Here is a 20,039-nt window from a genome sequence, read left to right as displayed (position 1 = left end):
GGAGGTAATCACGATGTGTTCGATCACGGTTCGAAGCATGGCCGATTACGAACGCGATGTTCGCGGCGAAGTGTCCGAGGTGTTTGTTAACGGGTATTATAAGGAGTTGTCTTATTTCACCCGAGACCGGAACATGCTGGAGAACGCCTTACGGACGCTGTTCAGCCCGGAGGTATTTTATGTGGCGGAGGTTCAGGGAATCATAATCGGAATCTTGGCTTGTTCCCATAATGGGCAGCGGGCCATGCCGGTCGCGTTAGCCCCGCTTCAGGATGCTTTTGGAGACAAGACGGGAGAGCTTGCATATAACGTCATGAAGAACGAATTCAACCCGGCATTGCCCTATGATGACGAGACCGGATATATCGAATGCGTGGCCACAACCGAAAAAGCACGCGACCGGATTTATATGGAGTGGAGAAAGCCTGTTTAGTTTCAAGTTACATGTAGATGGAGCACCATCCTCAAGCTAAATGAGCGTCTTATGGGAATAGCCTTCGATTGCAAATGGAATTGCAGTCGAAGGTTTCTTGTTTTTTGGGCTTTAGACATGATACTTTAATATGGATCGCCAGGTTTAATGCTAGAAGCGAGATGAGTACTTGACTAATGATGGATTACGGGGTGATGCCGTGTTTGAACTGCTTATTACGATGACCGAGCGGATCGGAATTATTGTGACGATTGCATTTATCGTAACCCGGCTAAGGTTCTTCCGGACGATGATAAGCCAGGACAAGCTGTCACCTGTTCAGCAGATGCAAGCCATGCTAGTTTTTGGGGTTTTGGGTATTATCGGGACATACACCGGAATTACGGTCAGCACCGACTCCCTGGAAGTCGATAAATGGATGGTGCAGGTTTCCGCAGACGAAGCGATTGCGAACTCAAGGGTTGTCGGCGTCGTCATGGCGGGGCTGTTCGGAGGCTACAGGATCGGATTGGGTGCGGGATTGATCGCAGGGCTCCACCGTTTTACGTTAGGGGGATTTACGAGTTTGGCGTGTGGGCTCGCAACCATATTAGCAGGCCTTCTGGCCAGCTTGTTTCATAGAAAAAATGAGCGCGTTCGCTTTTCCGCTGCGCTGATCATGGGCGCATTGGCTGAAACCCTTCAAATGCTGATCATACTGCTCTTGTCCAGACCATTCGAACAGGCAATATCTTTGGTCGGATATATTGGAGTTCCGATGATTGTGGCTAATGGGATCGGTTGTGCTTTGTTTCTGCTCATCATCCGATCCGTATTAAACGAAGAGGAGAAGGCAGCGGCCCAACAGGCCCAAGCTTCTCTTCGTATAGCTCGCAGGACCATTGGATACATGCGCCAGGGTATGAATGCGAAATCTGCTGAAGGGGTGTGCCAAATATTATTCGAGGAAGTCAATGCCACGGCGGTTACCATTACGAATGATCGAATGATTCTGGCCCATGTCGGAACGGGGGATGATCATCATGCGCCAGGCCGTCCGCTTCAAACCGAAGTGACGCGGCGGGTAATTGAACAAGGGGAGCAATTGATCGTGGATCGGAAGCGCATTCAGTGCCAGGAGCCGGATTGTCCGCTGGGAGCGGCCGTCATCGGACCTTTGAAACAAGGGGGGCAGACTGTAGGGACCCTTAAATTTTATTTTAAGAATTCGAGAGATATTACCCACGTGACAACAGAGCTGATGTCAGGTCTAACGATGTTGTTAAGCTACCAGCTGGAGGCGGCCCAGTTGGCGGAAACCAAGGAGCTTGCCAAGGAAGCAGAAATCAAAACGCTTCAAGCTCAAATTCACCCGCATTTTTTGTTTAATGCATTAAACACCATCCTATCCTTGACACGGATTGATGCGGTGAAGGCAAGAAATCTGTTGCGAAGTCTCTCGGATTATATTCGGCAGAATTTGTCGGCGGCTACAGCCGAGAAATCAACGCTTCAGGATGAGCTTCAACATATACGCTCTTATATGAGCATTGAACAAACCCGATTCGAGGATAAACTGCACATTCGATATGAGGTAGAGGAATCTGCGCTGAAAGCGCTAGTGCCGCCGCTGACCTTACAGCCGTTAGTGGAGAACAGCATACGACACGGTTTCAGGAACAAAACGGACAATTGCGTCATTCATATTCTCGTACAGGGTCATCCTGACTGGGGGGTGTCCGTGACCATCCGAGATAACGGCGAGGGCATAACTCCAGAACGGCTTCGGCACTTGGGCCGTCAAATGCTCGATTCGTCTTCGGGCACTGGAATGGCTGTATATAATGTGAACAGAAGATTAACCTTGATGTATGGACAGGAAGCATCATTAAACATCAATAGTAATCAAGCGGAAGGAACCGAAATCAAATTTCAGATTCCAGCTGCTGTAAAAAGGTAATACTCCATTCATGAAGGCAGGGATTTTCAAACCATGAGCGAACGAATTCGAACACTCATCGTAGACGATGAACGATATAGCCGCGAGGAGCTTAAATATTTGTTAAAGCAGCATCCTGCATTAGAGATCGTTGGCGAAGCGGACTCGGGTGAACAGGCGGTGTTAAAAACCTTACAGTTGAAACCGGAAGCCGTTTTTCTTGATGTCGAAATGCCCTTGATGAACGGCCTTGAAGCTGCGAGCGCGTTAATCGGGTTAAAGCTCTCTCCGAAAATCGTGTTTGCTACGGCATACCCTCAATTCGGAGTAGAGGCTTTCCGGTTTGAAGCACTGGACTACTTGTTAAAGCCCATAGACGAAGAACGACTGGCGGAGACGGTGAGGCGTCTTGAGCAGTCATTACGGAAGGATGAAATTACATTGCCGGTTCCGGCCAAATCTTGCGGAAAGCTCTCGCTGGAAGCGGATGGGGAAATTGCATTCATCGCCCCCGATGATATTATCTATATTTCGCGCGAGGATGCATACTCCAAGATTGTCACGGCCAATAAGGAATACCATGTAAAGACTCCACTGAAGGAGCTGGAGGCAAAGCTTCGGCAGTATCCGTTCTTTCGAATTCATAAAAGCTATGTCGTGCACCTTGATTACGTCAAAAGCCTGGTTCCATGGTTTAATGGCGCATTTCAGCTTGAATTGAAGGGATGCAGCGACAAACTCGCCGTAAGCCGAAATTATGCAAAGGCATTTCGAGAAGCTCTGGAGCTATAGTGCGGGACAAGTCATGAGGATGTTTTTTCCCGATTATGGCAAGATGAGTGGCACGCGGCATACAGAATAACCTTATTTTTTAACATCTTAATGCGCCAAATCGACGTGTCAGCTCAAAAACCCCCAGGGGCCTGCATCATTTACTATAATGAATGTAAGCGATTTCAGTTAAGGGGGCGAAGGCATGTACACCTTCATCATATCGATCATTATGCTGGTAGTTGGATATTTCACCTATGGAAAATACATCGAAAAAATGTTCGGAGTTAAAGAAGAACGGGCCACTCCCGCTTATGTCAATCAGGATGGCGTCGATTACCTTCCCATGAGCTCGAACAAAAACTCGCTTATTCAGCTCCTCAATATAGCTGGAGTAGGGCCCATCTTTGGTCCTATAATGGGAGCACTCTACGGTCCGGTTGCTTTTATTTGGATCGTGCTGGGGTGTATTTTTGCCGGTGCGGTGCATGATTATTTAACCGGAATGATCTCGATTCGCAACCGCGGCGCCCATCTGCCAGAGCTTGCGGGCAAGTTTTTGGGAAAAGTGATGAAGCACGTTGTAAACGCTTTCGCGATACTGCTGCTGATTTTGGTGGGCACGGTCTTTGTTACCTCACCAGCCAGCTTGCTCCACAATCTAATGAACGGAAAAGTCAGCTTGGTAATGATCACCTTGGTCATTTTCGCCTACTACATTCTGGCTACGCTGCTTCCGATTGATAAAATCATCGGCCGCTTTTACCCGATATTCGGAGCCCTGTTACTCATAGCATCTCTTGGTGTCGGCGGGATGTTAATCATTCAGCAGGTACCGATACCGGAATTAACCTTAGCGAACCTCCATCCGGACCAAATGCCAATCTTCCCGCTGCTGTTTCTGACGATTACTTGTGGTGCCTTGTCCGGATTCCATGCAACCCAGACACCGATTATTTCCCGTACGACGCAGACCGAGAAGCAGGGACGGAAAATCTTCTATGGAATGATGATTGCTGAGGGAATTATCGCCATGGTATGGGCCGCAGCGGCCATGAGTTTGTTCCAGGGCTCCAATGGTTTGAACGAGCTTCTTGCTACTGGCGGAACGGGTCTTGTAGTAAGCGAGGTCGCTAAGGTGACGTTAGGCGCCGTTGTGGGCACGCTGGCTGTTTTGGGAGTTATCGTGCTGCCGATTACCTCGGGAGATACGGCATTCCGAAGTGCACGGATGATTATTGCCGATTATATCAAGCTACCCCAATTTAGCATGAAACGGCGCCTCATCATTGCAGTTCCTTTATTTTTAATTTCGATTGCTTTGACGCAAATTGACTTTAATATCCTTTGGAGATATTTTTCTTGGGCGAATCAAGCCACTGCCGTCATTGCTTTGTTTGTAAGTGCAATGTATCTGTTTATCGCCCGTAAAAATTACTGGGTTGCTCTGATCCCCGGTGCGTTCATGCTTTACACTACAACGGTGTACATTCTAAACGCCGAGATCGGGTTCAGGCAGTCCATGAATGTCTCGTATATCCTGGGTGCCGTTATCAGTGCCGTATTGGTCATTGTATTTTTTAAAGCGGCGCAAAAAGCACGCGCAGCCGAAATGCCGTTGGAGGTTGACGTATCGGAGTATCATAAGGTTGCGTGATCCATACGGGAAAACGTTCAAAAGGCACGCAGGGATTCAGCCGTCCATGGAGATCATCCATGGACGGCTTCTTTTTTTCTGGATAAGATAGCCACGGGCAAACATGTCCAAGCCATCGGAGATTCGTGCAAATAATCGACAGGCTGTCGCTCATAAGATGAAGTGTTAAGGATTCATTTAACGGGATGGTGGGGAGGTGGCATGGCATGTTGACGATGCTGCTCTTTATGTTTGCGGTAGGTGCCGCAGTGGCCAGCGTGGATACCACCTGCGGACTGAACGTGCTAGGCAGCCTGGACAGCACGAAGGTCAGTAAATTCAAATATGCATTGGTCTATATCGTGACCTGTACCCTTGGCGGTACCGTAACGGGGCTTGCGGTCGGGGGCATCAATTATGTGCTGAAATTAACCCCCGCGGGCTTATATCAAAACTACGTCATCGTTGTGCTGTTGGTCGTGTTTCTGGTCTTGGAGTTGATTCAAAAAACGGGGATCCTGCCCTCCGGCAATTTCATCGTTCCCTCGGAATGGATCAAGGCTGCAGGGTATCGATCCGCGGCGTTATGGGGCCTGATTCTGGGCTTGGGTTTCATCACGCTGCAAGTGGGCGTCCTCTTTCATGCCTACTTCGTGGTTTCCTTGTTTGCGGCTCCCTGGTGGTTGAGCCTGCTGGCAGGTGCGACGTTTGGAATGGTTCGAGGCACCGTGTTCAGCCTTCCGCTGATCCGGTCCATCGTCTACCGCATGCTTAAAAGAAGAGTATACAGCTTCACGCTGCTGACCGCGGTGCGGCTGGCGGTTTCCATGCTGCTGATCATGGGAGCCATCATCTGCATCATCATCTGATGAAGCTAAAAAGGAGCATACAGGTCCATGTACGATGTTCTCGCGATATCCGTTACGCTTCCCATGCTATTGTCGGTGGCAAGTTATGTCTGGGCCCGTTCCTTCGGTGATCCGGATCCATTTCCCGGGGGCGCCCGGCTGCATTTGCTGCTCATTCTTCTGCAAATTTTGACGGTGACCTTGGTATACAGCTTTCCGTCGTTGATCAGCTTCCTAGGCATTTCCTTGCTCTATTTCATTCAAGGACTGGGCGTGGCTTATTTTATTCGTAAAAAAGGAAAGGTGGACTGCGGCTGCTTCGGGCCTCAGATCAGCTCCAGGCTGGGGCTACCGTTGATAGGGTTTAATCTGGCGATGGGCTTCGCGGGATTGGTTTGCAGCTATACCGCAAGGCTTGCGTTTCATCAGTCGTTCACAGTAACGGGTCTTCTTATGGAAGGCATGATATTACTGCTTGCGCTGTTTGTTGTTGTAGGGGTTCCGGATGCCTTACACGCGATCCGAATATACTGCGAAATTGCCGCACCGCATATTTCAAAGATAAAAAGAAGGTAGAGGAGGGAGCGATGAACACGTTCTTCTGGATCTCATATGCCATACTGTGGATTTTGGTCGTGCCTTTGGTGATTCTGAACTTGGTCCTGTTCCGGCAGCTCGGAATCATGGTGATGGGTACCGCAAGAGGAGTGAATCAGTCCGGTATCCCGGTCGGCAGCAAAATGCCTGGAGCCACAACGACAACCTTGCAAGGAGCGGCGTGGTCCACCCGCGAGCTGATTGGCACGCCATCCCTCATGCTGTTCGGATCCCCGACGTGCAGGGAATGCGCCGAGATCCTGCCGGATTTTCAGCGGATCGCCATGATGAATAACGTGAAACCGATCCTGCTGTTATTTTCGTCCGCGGATTTGGCTTCGGATTATGTCCGCAAAATAGCATATGATGATGAGGTGCTAATCGTAAGCTCGGAGTTCGCAAATCACTTGGATGTACAGGTCACGCCTTACGCCTACGCGGTGGATGCAAACGGCATCATCAGGCATAAGGGTCTGGTCAACAGCCGGGAGCAGCTTGAAGCGTATGCGAAAGCATCAAGAGTTTCCTAAGACGAGGTGAGAGCATGTGGAGGAAGCCGGAAAGCAAGGACGAAGAGACGCAGGTGCTGATCAGCCGGTTTACCCGGAAAATGAACCGCAAGACGCTCCTGAATAAATTCGCGCAAAGGACGGCCGAGGCGCTGGCCAAAGTGTTGGTCCGTCCCAACGATGACGATATCCTCAAACACGCGTTTGCCGCGGGGCCCTGCAGACCTCCGCACGGACAATATTGCACGGGCTGCGGCGCAGATGCCTCCTGCCCGTCCGATTATATCATTTGCACGCCCAAGACGGTAATCAATGATTGCAAGGGCTTATGTCCGTATCCTTCCGGGTGGTGGTATACAAGCGATCCGGTGGGACATCGGGCCAAGTGTCAGGATTGCATCTCGCAATACGTACATCCTTATGTCGGACGGGACTGGTGTTACCAGGGGGCCAGAGTCTATGGGCGGTATGTAATCTGTGCATGCCGATCAACGGAAATGTATTGATCGAAGAATGAGGCATGCATAGAATAATTGTTATGAAATGGGTGGGGATAATAGTTCAGGCAGCAGATTCAGCAGCTTTACCAGCGTATGTGCATCCCCGTAATTCCAACAATCGGCTTCCAGCACGTGAACAAGGCCGTTTTGGACAGCTTGCAGGTTGTGCCAAATCGAGGATTCCATCAAGTTTTCCGCTGCTTGCTTGGATATGGGGTTGCCGGGAAGAAGCATAAAGATACGATCGCCGGCATATGCGGGCAGAGCCTCAGCCGATATTTCCTTATAACCCATCCCGTCGCTCAGAACCGTACGGACAGGTTCCGTCGGCTGAAAACCATGGGTGTGGTACAGCCCCGTCGATAAGCCGGACATTCCCATAACGAAGAGACGGGACCCATGGTCAAAAACGAGGACGGTTGCCGTTTCGCCAGGCTTAATCGCTCGCTGAAGCTCCCTCCACATCTCTTCCGACTTGGCCCGGTACCATGCCAACCATTGCTCTGCCTCGCAGGTCCTTCCAAGCCAATCGCCAAGCGTGCGCAAGCGGTGGGCGAGAGGAGCGAATGAATTGAATGTGACGGCAGGCGCGATTCTTGAAAACCACCGATACTCTTTTTCATCGGCATGCGCCAATAAAATCAAATCCGGTTTCCATTCCAAGGTTTTAATGGAATTCTTCTGATGGCTGATTTCAGAAACATACTGCCTATCGGCCTTTGAGTTATGGGCTTTAAAGGTGGGTTTGCCCATCGGCTGCATCCCGATCGCAAGCAGATCGCCGAAAGTCTCGCCGTAATACAGAATCCGTCGGGGTACCAAGGGGTATCGACTTCATGTCCGGTCCAGTCTTTTACGCGCTTGCTGACGTCCATGTGGTCGGCGTATTGCTTCGGCGACATCCCCGTGATCTGGCGGAAACGGCGACTGAAGTAGTACTCATCCGTGTATCCCACAGCAAAGGTGTCAAACATAAGCGTTGGTGCAATCTTGGACAGCTGTTCGTAAGCCGTTTCGTCCGGATTCGCCACTATAATCAGATCCGGATTGAGGGCGAGCACCTTCTCCAAGCTGGTAGGAAAACCAATATCTTCGACATGTTGTATTTGATCTTCGAAGACCGACCCTTTCATCCGGTTCGTATCGGTACCGACAGCTTTAACGTCCAATGCCAGCAAATCACTGAAGGTTTCCCCGGAAAATATGATGCGATTCGGCGATGCGGGGATCTCAACTGTGTGCCCTTTATAATCCGTATAGGAACGTTTGGCAGCTTCCGAGCCTGCATCGGATGGAGGTGATTCGTTAGAGCCGGTGGAAGGTTGAGTGGCCGTGGCAGCCGTTTGCTGCGTTACGAAATCGGTAGCACCGGTTCCATTGCAAGCCATCAGCGTGAGGCTCATCAACGTTAGGATGCTGATGGTTACGGGTAATTTTTTTGAAGGTTTCATGATTTCTCCTCCACAATGGTATTCAATGATTCGATAATGATAATCATTCTCGATAAGAGCATCATAACGGATGCTGATTCCGGACTCAATGGACAAAAGAAAAGGTGCCCTTTCATTTTGTACAAGCCGTTTAACCCGGATAACGAATGTGACAAAATTCATTTCCATGGCTTCGAGTATCGTTCATACTTGGGTTCCGAAGACTTTGCACGTCGGGAGGGAGCACCTTGTCCAGAATAAGACGCGGAGATATGATTTTATTCGCCATCATCCTGATCCTTGGATCCTTCACGGGGCTGCAATGGTGGAAGCATTGCCACGTGGAATATCAGCAGGGTCAGCTGCAGGCGCTGATCACGGTGAATGGCAAAGAATACGAAACCGTCCCGCTGAACGGGGACGAACGCATCATCGACATTAAGACCAAGTTTGGACACAATACATTGAAAGTTTATGACTACGGGATCCAGATGATATATTCGGATGCTCCGAAGCGAATCGCGCTGGACATGGGTTTTATCTCGGAACCTTATCAACAGATTATTTGCGTGCCGACCAGGGTCGTGGTAGAGGTGCTGGTACCTGAGCATGAACGGAACGAGTCCGAACTGGATGCCGTGGTGGGCTAGGCTCAGGGAGAGTAGTAAGCATCATAGGCTTAAATGAAAGAACCGGGTTTTGAACCGGTTCTTTTTGTTGTTTAGGACAGCTGGTAGAATGCAAGGATAGCGTAACTTTGTCGCAGAAAAGACAGTTATAATTAATGATGGGATCAAGTTGCGTAACCATGTGCTTCCAGAGCATAGGATCCGTAAATCTTAGGTCGACGGGATGCCCGGTCGCAGAGTAAAGGTGGGGAGTAAACATGGATATGGTCGCACTGATACTAGTTGTGGGCTTTTTGTTCGTTGTGGTATATTTGAGGGCAATTTGGAACGTGTTGCTGGACATTCGAAACGAGTTAAGAAGAGATGGCGACAGAGGGGCGTGATACTTTTGTTGAGCGAGAAAAATGACTACTCCCATGTATACTGGATCGGAGGCTCCCCCTGCTCGGGCAAGTCGACGATTGCCGAAAAATTGGCGAAGGATTACAGCTGCACCTATTATCAATGCGATCTATTCAACGAGAAGCATGTGACCAAATGCCATCCGTCGGAGCACCCCACCATGTCCCGATTGAAGGATATGTCCTGGAATGCATTGTGGTCGCGTCCGGTGGAGCAGCAGGTTGAGGAAGAATTGGAGTTTTACCGCGAGGAATTTGGCATGATTATGGATGATGTTTCGGCCCTGCCGAACACGAGCCCCACCATCGTTGAAGGTGCGGCTCTATTACCGGAGAAAGTCGAGCACCTGGTACCCAGCCCCCATCATGCGATATGGATCGTCCCGGTTCCGGCATTCCAGAAGGAGCATTATGCCAAACGGGAATGGATCCACGAAATTTTGGAATCATGCGATGATCCCGGCGCCGCGTTTCGAAACTGGATGGACCGGGATATCGGTTTTGCGAGATACGTGGCCAAGGATGCCATGGACCGCGGATTCAAGGTGATATTCGTGGATGGGAGCCGAAGTGTTCAGGAGAACTACGAAGAGGTCAGGCGTCATTTTATGCTATGAAAACAACAGGGAATCCAATGAAGAAAATTAAAATCGCATTGTTGGTTTTGCTGGTGCTTGTGCTCCTGTCTCCCTTTGTGTATGTTCAAGCCAACAAAATGATCTATGCCAAGAAGGTGAAGACCTACCTGCTTGAAGAAGAACATTATACGCAGGATGAAATCCAGTCGGTCCAAGGCATCTGGGGCGTTAAGCTGCCTCCTTTTTATGCCGTCGTGGTATTCAAAGACGAGCCTGAAGTAGAGTATATTTATTTTGCCCATGATACGATTATGCAGTTTGAATACCGATTGACTCCTGAGGGGGAAGCCCGCGGAATTACACGATCCATGCTAAAGCATGATATCCCAAGGGACTGATATGGTGTTGCAATTTTTAGTTTAAAGCTGTTCAGGGGGGAGCTTCGCATGTCCATAACGCTACAAACTTCACGTCTGCAGTTGAAAACCGTGGATCGGGAACGGGCAGCGGATGTGTTGGATTTTATCGTCAGGAACGATCAGTTTTGGAAGATTTGGGAGCCTGCCAGGGAAGCGGAGTTTTATACCCTGGAGAAACAGGCTGAGATTCTGGCAGCGGAAAGTCGAAGCATCGCTGACGGTTCCTTGCTTAAAGTGTGGCTGCATCAAAACGATGAAATGATCGGCTCGATTGCGATCAGCAATATCGTGCGGGGTGTTTTTCAATCGGCTCATGTCGGGTATAAGCTGGCGCAATCTCATACGGGAAAAGGGTATATGACCGAAGCCCTGAGCGCCGTGGTGAGCTATTGCTTTGATACGCTGGAGCTGCACCGTTTGGAAGCCAACATCATGCCGAGAAACAAAGCTTCGATGAACGTAGTGAAACGACTGGGCTTCTATGAGGAAGGGCTGGCGATCAAATACCTGAAGATAAACGGTGTATGGGAAGACCACCTTCACATGGTGCTCCGTAACGAACGTATGGAGTAAATCTTATGGAAGAGAGTCTCTGCACTTATTCATCTCGTTTCATCATGACAATATCAAGACTGGGACTTGAGATTCCATGTAGGAAGGGTCTGAGTTTTGTGTTTTGATGAGTAAGGGATAAAGTGGAGAGATTCGTACAGAACACGGCTGCGGAGTTGAGCATATTATTGGTTCCGGAAGGGATCCATGTACAAGGAGGTTAGGCGTGTTACTGAAATACATACGACAAACGGGTTCGTGGATCTGCATCCTATGGATCGTGTTGGCATTATGCTCTTGTCAGAACGGAGGGGAGCGGGTAGAGCACATTGAAGCTTTTATCGTTGAAGATATGATGATAACTGCAGATGGACTCAACATGCCTTCAGGTTATAAAAAAGTGAATTCGATAACCAATCATGAAGATAATCAAGGAGCCACGCTGTCGCGTATACGAGCGATTGAAGACTATTACGATAGCGAAGGGAAGTTTATAAAAACCAGGGTGTATGATCAGAGTCATAAACGATGGAAGAATATACCCAACGAGGATTCCAGCAGCCAAGAAAAGGAGCTTGAAACACCTCTAACCATCCACGTACCCGACGATCATTCTTGGACACCCGTTCAGCTAACGGATCAACAAAAGGATGAAATAAAAGCCCATGTTATCAAACACACCCAAAAATGGTGAGTCTATTTGTAATTGACGATAGGAGGAGGACTCCTCATGTTTCATGTAGAGATTAGGCGGCCGAATCGTAATGATATGAAAGCGATGGAGCATTTTTTCCGGTTCGTGATTACCGATACGTTTGCCAAAGAAGGCTTGGCAGATTTATCGGAGGACATCGAGCAGGAGATTGACAGCAAAATTAGGTGCTTGAACGCGGATATTGCATCGAACGGAGAGCAGAGGTATTTTCTGATCGGACTTATAGACAACGGCGTTGTAAGCAGCATCGAGTTTGGCCCGTCCAATGCATTGATACGGAAAGGTTCCAATGGAGACCTGCATGACGTAGTTGAAATCGGAACCGTATTTGTGCATCCTGATTACCAGCAACAGGGAATCGGCAGTCTGATGCTTCATATCATGTTTCTTACGCTGCTCAATAAGGGGATAACGGAATTTTGTTTGGATAGCGGATATACGCGTGCTCAGAAAATATGGAAGAAGAAACTAGGTGAACCCGATTACGTCCTTCAAGATCATTGGGGGCGCGGAGTCGACCATATGATATGGAGAAGAAGGATGACGGACGTTCCCATTGTGTTTAGTATCGCCGATAGATCCAAGGAATTAGCAGAATCGAGTGGCGTGCAGGAGACATGAAGAAGATCATTTAGGTTGAATAATAATACAAATATATGTATATTAATTCCTATTATACGGTAGGAGTGGTATACGTGCTAAAGAGAATCGAAGAACTTGCCTTAAACGCTTGGCCGGCGCTTCAAACCTTGACACACCATGGGTGGCTGTTACGTTTTGCAGACGGTTATACGAAGAGATCCAACTCGATTAATGCCTTATACACGGATCCATCGACAGACCTTGACGCCCAAATTCATGAATGCGAGCGATTATATGTTAAGGCAGGGCTAGACGTCGTATTTAAAATCACCCCGTTCAATCCGCAGGAGCTGGACCGTATGTTGGATTCCAGAGGTTATTCCATACTCGATCCAACCAGTCTGAGGGTGTTAGATCATCTGGATCATCTGGAGCTTCCAACGCATAAGGAGGTTAAGATCGAAGAACGGCTGACGGATGAATGGCTGAGCGTGCTGACCGAGATAACTGGAATATCCGAGAAATATAAGGCTGTAAAAAGAAAGCTGTTTAACTATTCCGTGATTCAATACGGATTCTTCATCCTATATGATCGTGGTCAACCTGTGGCATGCGGGATCGGGGCAATAGAGCAAGGCGTCGTCGGCATATTTGATCTCGCTACAGCTCCGGCATGCCGAAATCGCGGGTTCGGAAAGCAGTTACTGTTGCATATTCTTCATTGGGCCAAGAAGAATGGAGCCGCAAGCAGTTATTTACAAGTGGTCCAGAACAATGTTGCTGCAAACCGATTGTACGATCGTCTTCACTACAGGGAGATCTATTCCTATTGGTATCGACATAAGCGTATCGAAGGATAAAGGCAACCACCCCTAGCGTTTGTAACAGTGAATCTACGCTTAACGGATCAGGGGTTACCCAATCGAATGAACAGTTGTATAATCATGGAAGATGCCAGCCACAGAGGACCCGGCCTTAGATGAAGCTGTCTAAGTTGGGTCTTTTACCGTAGAAGAGATGATCAGGGCATTTCGGGAAGCGGGACTGGATGTGGAGCATGATATGCAAGGCTTGATCTGAAGAGGCATGTATATTGCCCGAATAGCTTAGTAAGGAGGACATCAAGATATGTATGCGCATAGGCCGCTGAGGGACGAGGATTTGCAAGCGATTTGCAGTTTTCCTCAAACGCCGGAAGAACTGTTTTACATGAGCCCAAGATCGGAATTCCCTTTGACGCCGGATCAAATCCTGAGTTTGCTTGAGAACCGCTTTGATCCCACGGTTATCGTTGAAGAATCCACCGGGCAGGTCGTCGCCTACGCGAATTTTTATGAAGATGCGGATGGATCGTTGTGGCTTGGCAATGTCATTGTTGCTCCGTCGCACCGTGGACTCGGTGCAGCGCAGAAGCTGTTGCGTACCATGATGGACATCGCCAAAGAAAAATACGATATGGAACGTTTTTATCTAAACTGTCATAATACCAATTCCAGAGGGCTTGTTTTTTATCATAAGTTGGGGTTCGAGCCGTTCGATGTCCGCATCACAGCGTTAGATGACGATCGGAAAATGATTACTATTCAGATGAGGCTGGATTTGGTCTGAGCAAGTCGTGTTGTTCAGTCGGATTCTGAGGTGAAAGGGGAGCTTTGGGATGAACACCATACAAGCGGTGCTGTTTGATTTCGATGGTACTTTAGCAGATACGCTGCCGCTTTCGTTTAAAGCGTTCCGGGCGGTTTTCTTGAAATATGATGGCCAGCGGTTGACCGATGCCGAGATCGTTCAGACGTTTGGGCCAACGGAGGAAGAGATCATTGCCAATCATCTTTCAAATCCGGCCCATATTGATGAAGCCGTAGAATATTATTACGAAGTGTTTGAGCAGGATTTTCAAGAGCATGTGCAGGTATCGGAAGCCGTACAGGATCTAATTGTGAAGCTGTCGGATTTACGTATATCCATGGTTATTATCACGGGCAAGAGCAGAAGATGCCTGGATATATGTTTAAGAAATCTGAAGCTGGACGGGTATTTTGTAGCTACCATTACGGGAGATGAGGTCGAACGTTCCAAACCGGACCCGGAAGGGATATTCAAAGCCGTTCAGCTGTTGGGTCTGAGGACATCGGACGTGGTTTTTGTCGGGGACAGCGATGCCGACATTGCGGCTGGCAAATCAGCTCAGGTATTAACCATCGGGGCGCATTGGTTTGATACCGTTCAGAATGCACAATTTGCGGTGGAACCCGACTACATTTTTACACGGACCGATGAGTTGATAACATGGATCATGGCGAGGAATCATTGAGCGAATGAAGGCAGGGGTTATATTGAACAGCAAGACAACTATCGAATTCCAGGGTAAGCCCTTTACGATTGAATGTGAGGACATCTTCCTTCGGGAATATTTGTTGGAGGATCTGGATGCGATCTGCAAGATCACGCACGAACCGGAGATCAGACATTTCCTGCCTGGCTGGGATGTATCAAGGGAACAGCGGCGAGAGTGGTTAACCGATTATGAAATGCCGGAGAATCGGCGGTTCCTGCAAGCCGTTCAAGACGGCGGGGATGTGGGGCAGCTGCGTCTGCGGTTAGCCATCGTCTTGAAAGAAACAGGGGAATGCAGCGGCTGGTGCAATACCGGTCCTAAGGAGGAGCTGCCCCCGCCTAACCGAGAGATCATGTACGGAATCTCCAATCGGTATTACAATAAAGGATATGCCACCCAAGCCGTGCGGGCGTTAATCCGTTATTTGTTCCGGAATACAAGGGAGCGAGAACTCAACGCAATCGCCGTTGTTCATAATCATGCTTCCAATAAAGTAATCCAAAAGTGCGGGTTTGCCTATATCGGCGAGATCGAACTTGAGCAGGAGCAGTATCATCACTATAAATTATGCGATGAAAATTAGGGAGGCCCAATGAAACAGCTTGCCCTTGGAGCGGGAATCTTCATTGTGACGGAATTGCTTTTGATCACGCTCTTAGGCGTGGACGAATGGGCAATGATGGTGTTCTCAGCAGGTGTAATCATTACGATATTATTGTTAATCTTCATGCGTCTGACGGAGTTGGTGAAGAGTAACAGAGACCGTCTAGATCATCAACAAAGGCAGAGGATCCAGGAATTGAACCGACAATCCAGATTAACTTCGACACCCGACAATGGTTCGATGAATCCGGATGAATAAAATGTTATGCTGGGTAGCGAAAGGTAATGGTTGAAGTTAAGCAGCAAGAGAGGAGGCCCAGCCTTGCGATATAACGTTATTTTATTTGATGCGGACGATACGCTATACGACTATGCCCAATCGGAGGCGTTTGCGTTAGCCGGCGTATTCGGCGAGATCCATCAGGAGTGCACGAATGCGATCGTAGACAGTTACAGGCGCATAAACCAGCAGTTGTGGAACGATTTCGAGCAGGGGATCGTGACGCAGGGCGAATTGCGTACGGCCCGGTTCGAAAGACTCCTGGCAGAACATAGTATCGATTGCGCTTTGGACGCTGAAGCTTTTAGCAATATCTACATAAAGTATTTAGGACAGGGCTCCTTTCTGATGGAAGGGGCAGAGAAGCTGTGCAGTCAACTGTCCGAGCGCGGTCAACGCATGGCCATCATCACGAACGGAATCAAGGAAGTGCAGTTTAATCGTATCAGCCGCTCGGCGCTGTGCGATTCCTTTGAATGTATCGTAGTTTCGGAGGATGCAGGATCCCAAAAACCGCACGAAGGAATATTCGATTACGCCTTCGATAAGTTAAACCACCCCGACAAAAGCGAGGTGCTCATTGTTGGCGATTCGTTAACCTCCGATATACAAGGAGGCATCCGTTACGGGATTGATACCTGCTGGTATAACCCGCAGCGAAAGGCCAATCCGACGTCCATTCACCCCAAGTATGAAATACATACTTTGGAGGAGCTCCACGACATCATTTCTTCCGAATGACCGTGCTTTGGCCAGATCGATGAAGTGGGGAGTACGCGGTGCGGTTTCGTCGAGGTATTCAATCCCGATGTCCTCCGCGGACATCAATCCGGAGTGCTGGGTACGGTGCTCGATCTCATTTGGGGTTAACTAACAGAACATTCAGCAAAGGAGCATGAACATGATACAGGCATTTATTTTTGACATGGACGGGGTCATAATTGACAGCGAACCGCTGCACTTTGAAGTGGATATCCAGGTGATGAACTACTACGGATCATCGATAACCCATGAACAGTTGGAGAAGTATGTAGGCATGACCAATCCGGAGATGTGGGCAGCCATTAAACATGAGCATCAGCTTGCGCAATCCGTATCGGAGATTATCGAATACCAATTGTCCAATAAAATCGAGATGCTCACCTCACGGGAAATGGAGCCGATTGACGGCATCCGGGAGCTTCTGGCTGAACTTAAAGCACGACGTATCCCTGCCGCGATTGCATCATCCTCGCCTCCCGTATTTATTACGGCCGTCCTGCGCAAGTTTGATCTCCTGGATCAATTCGAATGCGTTGTAAGCGGTGAAGAAGTGGAAAAAGGAAAACCGGCGCCGGATGTGTACCTTAAGGCTGCCGAATTGTTAGGCGTGGAGCCCGAGCACTGCATGGTGCTGGAGGATGCACGGCATGGGGTTGCTGCAGCGAAGGCGGCCGGCATGACATGCATCGGCTTCGTGAACCCGAATTCGGGAAATCAGGATTTGTCGCAAGCCGATCATGTCGTGGATTCCATCGGGGACGTTCTGAGGATTTGCCAATTTGAATAGGATTTGGTCTTGGATCCTGGCAGTTTGGCCGCATATTGCGGCTGAGCTGTTTTTTTGTTTTTGATTCAAACGGTTATAAACCCAACTTATTGATCATAAAACTCGTTTATACTATATCTACTCTATTATATCTACTATTAGGATCTAGACCTAAGTCTAGGTTCATTATCGTCTGAAGACGGAAGGCATCCTCCTCCATTCGTGATATCCTTGCATTAACATGATACGGGAGAGGAATGTGAACCGATGATTTCAAATTCGAATGTAACCAACGATATCGCACGATACACGGCCTGCCCAAGGGTCAGCCAAGCAGAGGAGATTAGGCCTGATGGATTTTTTACGTAATTTAGGCGATATCGGATTATTCATTCATGCCATGATCGACGCGATCATTTTTCCGATTCCGGCACTGTTCTCGCAGTTGTCCTTAAGTGCCTTGAGTCCGGACCGTGCGATCTGGCTCGCCACGATCGGGTTTGTCGGGTGCTTGATCGGAACGCCCATCGGATATGGAATCGGCAAAGCTTCAGGTCATTTGGTGTTGACCAAGATCATGAAGAAAAAATGGTATGATTCCGCCACCGCTTTGTTCACCAAGCATGGCGAAGCCGCTATCCTGGTCGGTGCGTTTACGCCGATTCCCTTTAAAATTTTCACCATTCTATCCGGCTGCATGAACTATCCTTTATGGAAGCTTATCAGCTATGCAGCGCTCGGACGCGCCGTGAAGTTCTACACGGTGGGTGTGCTGTTCTACGTATATGGCCGTGCTGCCGAGAATATGGTGGACAGCGTGCTTACGATTATTTTGTTATCCGTAGGTGCTCTGATCGGGGGCATATGGCTGACGGTGCGGCTTATCAAGAAGCGCAGGAAAAAACGTTCGGAGGTCCCCGTCATCCAGGGGCCAAAAGATTCAATTGACGTAACGGCAGGTGAAGAATGAATGATAAAGCGACTGCAAAGTTTTGATCACCGGGTATTCGTCTGGTGCAACCAGACGATCAGCAACCGAGCCTTTGACCGGTTGTTCGGCGGCATCACCCATCTCGGCGGAGCCACCTTCACCATTCTGAGCGCATTGCTTATCGCCTGGGCAGCATTCGAAGCTTGGGATATAACGGCATATCAGAGTGCCATTGCGTTAACCGTTAGCCATCTGATCGTGGTCCTCATCAAGAGAATCGTCAGAAGAGATCGTCCCTTCCGGGTTTTGGAACAGGTAAAGATCGGAAATTTTCCGCTGAAGGATTACTCCTTCCCTTCCGGTCATACGACGGCGATTTTTGCAGTCATTACCCCGCTGCTGTTTCTGGTTTCGCCGCTGCCGACGATACTGCTGATCATTCTGGCTGCGCTGGTCGGTCTGTCCCGTATCTATTGGGGATATCATTACCCGACCGATTGTCTGGCGGGAAGCCTGATCGGATTCGGGTCGGGATGGCTGGTCGTTTACCTGATGCATGTCTTGGGAAACACATAACGTTAGATAAGGAGTAATATCAATGAGATCCATAAATGAGCAAAAAATCATCATATTAACCGGAAGTCTGGGAGAGGGTCATAACCAGGCATCAAAGGCCATTGTGGAATCAGCAAAAAGAAAATACCCTCATCTGCGCGTTAAAGTCATTGATTACATGGAGCTAACCCATCCGCGGCTGCATGTGGCCGGACAGTTTTTCTTTGTGCAGTGGATGAAGCATTTTCCATCCGTTTACGGTTATTTGTTCCAAAAAACGCGCGAGGAAAACACGCTCATTCAGATGCTGAAACGCTTCAGTACCTTCAGTCTTCAAAAACTGAGCGCGATGCTGGAAACCGAAAAGCCGGCTATCGTAGTCAGTACGTTTCCGCCGGCAGCGGCAGGCATGTCCCTGTTGAAAGCGATGGGTTACACGGACGTGCCCACGGCCACCGTCATGACGGATCATACGGATCACAGTTATTGGATCCATTCGCATACGGATTATTACATGGTCGGTTCCGATGTGGTTCAGGTTGCATTGGAGCGCAAAGGCGTGCCGAGCGAAAAAATCTCCGTGACCGGAATTCCCGTCAACCCGCTCTACAGTCAACCGGTGGATGAGGAACGGCTGCGCGATTATTATGGCTTGAAACCATCCGAGCAGGTCGTGCTGATCATGGGCGGCGGAGAAGGGATGATCGATAAAGAAATTATTGAGCTCTTGAAATCCAGGGCATACCCGCAGGATGTTCGGTTTATGGTCGTGTGCGGACGCAATATGAAGTTATATCAATCACTGCTGGAAGAGTTTGCGGAGCATCCGCAAATCACCGTCATGGGTTATGTGGATCGTATGCATGAATTGATGGCGATGGCCGACTTGATGGTGACGAAGCCGGGAGGTCTCACGATTTCCGAAGCATTAACGATGGAACGTCCCATGCTGTTGGTTAAACCCTTGCCGGGCCAAGAGCAGGATAATGCGGACTACCTGGTTGGCATTGGCGTGGCACGTCAAGCTATGGCGGGAGAACTGCAGCATCAATTCATGGCGCTAATGACGGATCCGTCCCTGCTGCAAGAGATGAAGCGAAAAGCGGCCATTAACACGCACAAAGATTCGGCTCTATCGGTTCTGACTCGATTGATTGAGATTCAACGGCGTTACCGCCCTTCGCGAGAATGGGCCGAAGAAAAGAACCCGGTGCCCTACGAGGTGCTGAACAGGGAAGTTTATGAGAATGAAGCCCTGCACCACTACCATGACAGTTATCGGTAAG

26 protein-coding genes are annotated in these 20,039 nt (G+C 49.0%); 24 read left to right on the top strand and 2 right to left on the bottom strand.

Annotated features, from left to right (window positions below):
- Positions 1 to 13: 13 nt before the first annotated feature.
- The 8 genes from M1D70_RS18355 to M1D70_RS18320 all read left to right on the top strand — a co-directional run bounded on the left by M1D70_RS18355 (position 14) and on the right by M1D70_RS18320 (position 7,218).
- A complete protein-coding gene (locus M1D70_RS18355; protein WP_456287592.1) occupies positions 14 to 433 on the top strand; it encodes a hypothetical protein in 420 nt (139 codons plus the stop codon).
- 199 nt (positions 434 to 632) lie between these two features.
- A complete protein-coding gene (locus M1D70_RS18350; RefSeq protein ID WP_456287591.1) occupies positions 633 to 2,372 on the top strand; it encodes a LytS/YhcK type 5TM receptor domain-containing protein in 1,740 nt (579 codons plus the stop codon).
- Positions 2,373 to 2,405: 33 nt separating this feature from the next.
- Positions 2,406 to 3,143: a LytR/AlgR family response regulator transcription factor gene (locus M1D70_RS18345; RefSeq protein ID WP_456287590.1), complete on the top strand. Its 738-nt coding sequence runs from the start codon at positions 2,406 to 2,408 to the stop codon at positions 3,141 to 3,143.
- Between the two features lie 184 nt (positions 3,144 to 3,327).
- Positions 3,328 to 4,779 (top strand): carbon starvation CstA family protein, encoded by a 1,452-nt coding sequence (locus M1D70_RS18340; protein ID WP_456287589.1) that lies wholly within the window; start codon positions 3,328 to 3,330, stop codon positions 4,777 to 4,779.
- Between the two features lie 206 nt (positions 4,780 to 4,985).
- Positions 4,986 to 5,627, top strand: coding sequence for a hypothetical protein (locus M1D70_RS18335; RefSeq protein WP_456287588.1), 642 nt, complete (start codon positions 4,986 to 4,988; stop codon positions 5,625 to 5,627).
- 27 nt (positions 5,628 to 5,654) lie between these two features.
- Positions 5,655 to 6,182, top strand: a complete 528-nt coding sequence (locus M1D70_RS18330; protein ID WP_456287587.1) for a MauE/DoxX family redox-associated membrane protein — start codon at positions 5,655 to 5,657, stop codon at positions 6,180 to 6,182.
- A gap of 11 nt (positions 6,183 to 6,193) precedes the next feature.
- The gene (locus M1D70_RS18325; RefSeq protein ID WP_456287586.1) at positions 6,194 to 6,733 is read left to right on the top strand and encodes a TlpA family protein disulfide reductase; all 540 of its coding nucleotides are present in this window, start codon (positions 6,194 to 6,196) and stop codon (positions 6,731 to 6,733) included.
- 14 nt (positions 6,734 to 6,747) lie between these two features.
- Entirely contained in the window at positions 6,748 to 7,218 is a 471-nt protein-coding gene (locus M1D70_RS18320) for a hypothetical protein (protein WP_456287585.1), read from the top strand.
- Between the two features lie 30 nt (positions 7,219 to 7,248).
- Here the strand turns inward: M1D70_RS18320 and M1D70_RS18315 are convergent, their stop codons facing one another.
- On the bottom strand, positions 7,249 to 7,965 hold the full coding sequence (locus tag M1D70_RS18315; protein WP_456287584.1) for an ABC transporter substrate-binding protein: 717 nt from the start codon (positions 7,963 to 7,965) through the stop codon (positions 7,249 to 7,251).
- Positions 7,854 to 8,663 carry an AraC family transcriptional regulator gene (locus tag M1D70_RS18310; protein WP_456287583.1) on the bottom strand — a complete coding sequence of 270 codons (810 nt, stop codon included), beginning with the start codon at positions 8,661 to 8,663 and terminating at the stop codon, positions 7,854 to 7,856. The genes M1D70_RS18315 and M1D70_RS18310 overlap by 112 nt, the downstream gene beginning before the upstream one ends.
- 227 nt (positions 8,664 to 8,890) lie before the next feature.
- On the opposite strand from M1D70_RS18310, the gene M1D70_RS18305 reads away from it, so the two are divergent.
- From M1D70_RS18305 to M1D70_RS18230, 16 genes are all read left to right on the top strand, one after another.
- Positions 8,891 to 9,292, top strand: a complete 402-nt coding sequence (locus M1D70_RS18305) for a NusG domain II-containing protein (protein ID WP_456287582.1) — start codon at positions 8,891 to 8,893, stop codon at positions 9,290 to 9,292.
- A gap of 370 nt (positions 9,293 to 9,662) precedes the next feature.
- On the top strand, positions 9,663 to 10,289 hold the full coding sequence (locus M1D70_RS18300; RefSeq protein WP_254664134.1) for a hypothetical protein: 627 nt from the start codon (positions 9,663 to 9,665) through the stop codon (positions 10,287 to 10,289).
- A gap of 17 nt (positions 10,290 to 10,306) precedes the next feature.
- Positions 10,307 to 10,648, top strand: coding sequence for a DUF3139 domain-containing protein (locus tag M1D70_RS18295; RefSeq protein ID WP_456287581.1), 342 nt, complete (start codon positions 10,307 to 10,309; stop codon positions 10,646 to 10,648).
- A 48-nt stretch (positions 10,649 to 10,696) separates the two neighbouring features.
- Positions 10,697 to 11,242, top strand: coding sequence for a GNAT family N-acetyltransferase (locus M1D70_RS18290; RefSeq protein WP_009595634.1), 546 nt, complete (start codon positions 10,697 to 10,699; stop codon positions 11,240 to 11,242).
- Between the two features lie 205 nt (positions 11,243 to 11,447).
- Positions 11,448 to 11,915 (top strand): hypothetical protein, encoded by a 468-nt coding sequence (locus M1D70_RS18285; protein WP_456287580.1) that lies wholly within the window; start codon positions 11,448 to 11,450, stop codon positions 11,913 to 11,915.
- 36 nt (positions 11,916 to 11,951) lie between these two features.
- A complete protein-coding gene (locus tag M1D70_RS18280) occupies positions 11,952 to 12,557 on the top strand; it encodes an N-acetyltransferase family protein (RefSeq protein WP_456287579.1) in 606 nt (201 codons plus the stop codon).
- Positions 12,558 to 12,631: 74 nt separating this feature from the next.
- Positions 12,632 to 13,378 (top strand): GNAT family N-acetyltransferase, encoded by a 747-nt coding sequence (locus M1D70_RS18275; protein WP_456287578.1) that lies wholly within the window; start codon positions 12,632 to 12,634, stop codon positions 13,376 to 13,378.
- A gap of 268 nt (positions 13,379 to 13,646) precedes the next feature.
- Positions 13,647 to 14,126, top strand: coding sequence for a GNAT family N-acetyltransferase (locus M1D70_RS18270; RefSeq protein WP_456287577.1), 480 nt, complete (start codon positions 13,647 to 13,649; stop codon positions 14,124 to 14,126).
- A gap of 49 nt (positions 14,127 to 14,175) precedes the next feature.
- Positions 14,176 to 14,832 carry an HAD family hydrolase gene (locus M1D70_RS18265; RefSeq protein ID WP_009595623.1) on the top strand — a complete coding sequence of 219 codons (657 nt, stop codon included), beginning with the start codon at positions 14,176 to 14,178 and terminating at the stop codon, positions 14,830 to 14,832.
- A gap of 4 nt (positions 14,833 to 14,836) precedes the next feature.
- Entirely contained in the window at positions 14,837 to 15,439 is a 603-nt protein-coding gene (locus M1D70_RS18260; protein WP_456287576.1) for a GNAT family N-acetyltransferase, read from the top strand.
- A 9-nt stretch (positions 15,440 to 15,448) separates the two neighbouring features.
- The gene (locus M1D70_RS18255) at positions 15,449 to 15,718 is read left to right on the top strand and encodes a hypothetical protein (RefSeq protein ID WP_009595628.1); all 270 of its coding nucleotides are present in this window, start codon (positions 15,449 to 15,451) and stop codon (positions 15,716 to 15,718) included.
- 63 nt (positions 15,719 to 15,781) lie between these two features.
- On the top strand, positions 15,782 to 16,480 hold the full coding sequence (locus tag M1D70_RS18250; protein WP_456287575.1) for a YjjG family noncanonical pyrimidine nucleotidase: 699 nt from the start codon (positions 15,782 to 15,784) through the stop codon (positions 16,478 to 16,480).
- Positions 16,481 to 16,640: 160 nt separating this feature from the next.
- On the top strand, positions 16,641 to 17,288 hold the full coding sequence (locus M1D70_RS18245) for an HAD family hydrolase (RefSeq protein ID WP_009595588.1): 648 nt from the start codon (positions 16,641 to 16,643) through the stop codon (positions 17,286 to 17,288).
- Positions 17,289 to 17,619: 331 nt separating this feature from the next.
- Positions 17,620 to 18,237 (top strand): YqaA family protein, encoded by a 618-nt coding sequence (locus M1D70_RS18240; protein WP_456287574.1) that lies wholly within the window; start codon positions 17,620 to 17,622, stop codon positions 18,235 to 18,237.
- Positions 18,238 to 18,774, top strand: a complete 537-nt coding sequence (locus M1D70_RS18235; protein WP_009595570.1) for a phosphatase PAP2 family protein — start codon at positions 18,238 to 18,240, stop codon at positions 18,772 to 18,774.
- A gap of 22 nt (positions 18,775 to 18,796) precedes the next feature.
- Positions 18,797 to 20,038 carry an MGDG synthase family glycosyltransferase gene (locus tag M1D70_RS18230; protein ID WP_456287573.1) on the top strand — a complete coding sequence of 414 codons (1,242 nt, stop codon included), beginning with the start codon at positions 18,797 to 18,799 and terminating at the stop codon, positions 20,036 to 20,038.
- Position 20,039 lies beyond the last annotated feature (1 nt).

Source organism: Paenibacillus sp. AK002 (genome assembly GCF_053903045.1).
Note: the sequence above shows the minus strand (reverse complement) of the source record. Positions and strands in the feature narration are given on the sequence as shown.

What these genes read in the sequence shown, in the direction of transcription:
- M1D70_RS18240 (WP_456287574.1), top strand. Translation starts at nt 17,620, where the DNA reads ATGGATTTTTTACGTAATTTAGGCGATATCGGATTATTCATTCATGCC.
- M1D70_RS18355 (WP_456287592.1), top strand. Translation starts at nt 14, where the DNA reads ATGTGTTCGATCACGGTTCGAAGCATGGCCGATTACGAACGCGATGTT.
- M1D70_RS18260 (WP_456287576.1), top strand. Translation starts at nt 14,837, where the DNA reads ATGAAGGCAGGGGTTATATTGAACAGCAAGACAACTATCGAATTCCAG.
- M1D70_RS18290 (WP_009595634.1), top strand. Translation starts at nt 10,697, where the DNA reads ATGTCCATAACGCTACAAACTTCACGTCTGCAGTTGAAAACCGTGGAT.
- M1D70_RS18230 (WP_456287573.1), top strand. Translation starts at nt 18,797, where the DNA reads ATGAGATCCATAAATGAGCAAAAAATCATCATATTAACCGGAAGTCTG.
- M1D70_RS18315 (WP_456287584.1), bottom strand. Translation starts at nt 7,965, where the DNA reads ATGGGCAAACCCACCTTTAAAGCCCATAACTCAAAGGCCGATAGGCAG.
- M1D70_RS18330 (WP_456287587.1), top strand. Translation starts at nt 5,655, where the DNA reads ATGTACGATGTTCTCGCGATATCCGTTACGCTTCCCATGCTATTGTCG.
- M1D70_RS18345 (WP_456287590.1), top strand. Translation starts at nt 2,406, where the DNA reads ATGAGCGAACGAATTCGAACACTCATCGTAGACGATGAACGATATAGC.
- M1D70_RS18310 (WP_456287583.1), bottom strand. Translation starts at nt 8,663, where the DNA reads ATGAAACCTTCAAAAAAATTACCCGTAACCATCAGCATCCTAACGTTG.
- M1D70_RS18325 (WP_456287586.1), top strand. Translation starts at nt 6,194, where the DNA reads ATGAACACGTTCTTCTGGATCTCATATGCCATACTGTGGATTTTGGTC.
- M1D70_RS18280 (WP_456287579.1), top strand. Translation starts at nt 11,952, where the DNA reads ATGTTTCATGTAGAGATTAGGCGGCCGAATCGTAATGATATGAAAGCG.
- M1D70_RS18270 (WP_456287577.1), top strand. Translation starts at nt 13,647, where the DNA reads ATGTATGCGCATAGGCCGCTGAGGGACGAGGATTTGCAAGCGATTTGC.
- M1D70_RS18320 (WP_456287585.1), top strand. Translation starts at nt 6,748, where the DNA reads ATGTGGAGGAAGCCGGAAAGCAAGGACGAAGAGACGCAGGTGCTGATC.
- M1D70_RS18235 (WP_009595570.1), top strand. Translation starts at nt 18,238, where the DNA reads ATGATAAAGCGACTGCAAAGTTTTGATCACCGGGTATTCGTCTGGTGC.
- M1D70_RS18295 (WP_456287581.1), top strand. Translation starts at nt 10,307, where the DNA reads ATGAAGAAAATTAAAATCGCATTGTTGGTTTTGCTGGTGCTTGTGCTC.
- M1D70_RS18245 (WP_009595588.1), top strand. Translation starts at nt 16,641, where the DNA reads ATGATACAGGCATTTATTTTTGACATGGACGGGGTCATAATTGACAGC.
- M1D70_RS18340 (WP_456287589.1), top strand. Translation starts at nt 3,328, where the DNA reads ATGTACACCTTCATCATATCGATCATTATGCTGGTAGTTGGATATTTC.
- M1D70_RS18335 (WP_456287588.1), top strand. Translation starts at nt 4,986, where the DNA reads ATGTTGACGATGCTGCTCTTTATGTTTGCGGTAGGTGCCGCAGTGGCC.
- M1D70_RS18265 (WP_009595623.1), top strand. Translation starts at nt 14,176, where the DNA reads ATGAACACCATACAAGCGGTGCTGTTTGATTTCGATGGTACTTTAGCA.
- M1D70_RS18255 (WP_009595628.1), top strand. Translation starts at nt 15,449, where the DNA reads ATGAAACAGCTTGCCCTTGGAGCGGGAATCTTCATTGTGACGGAATTG.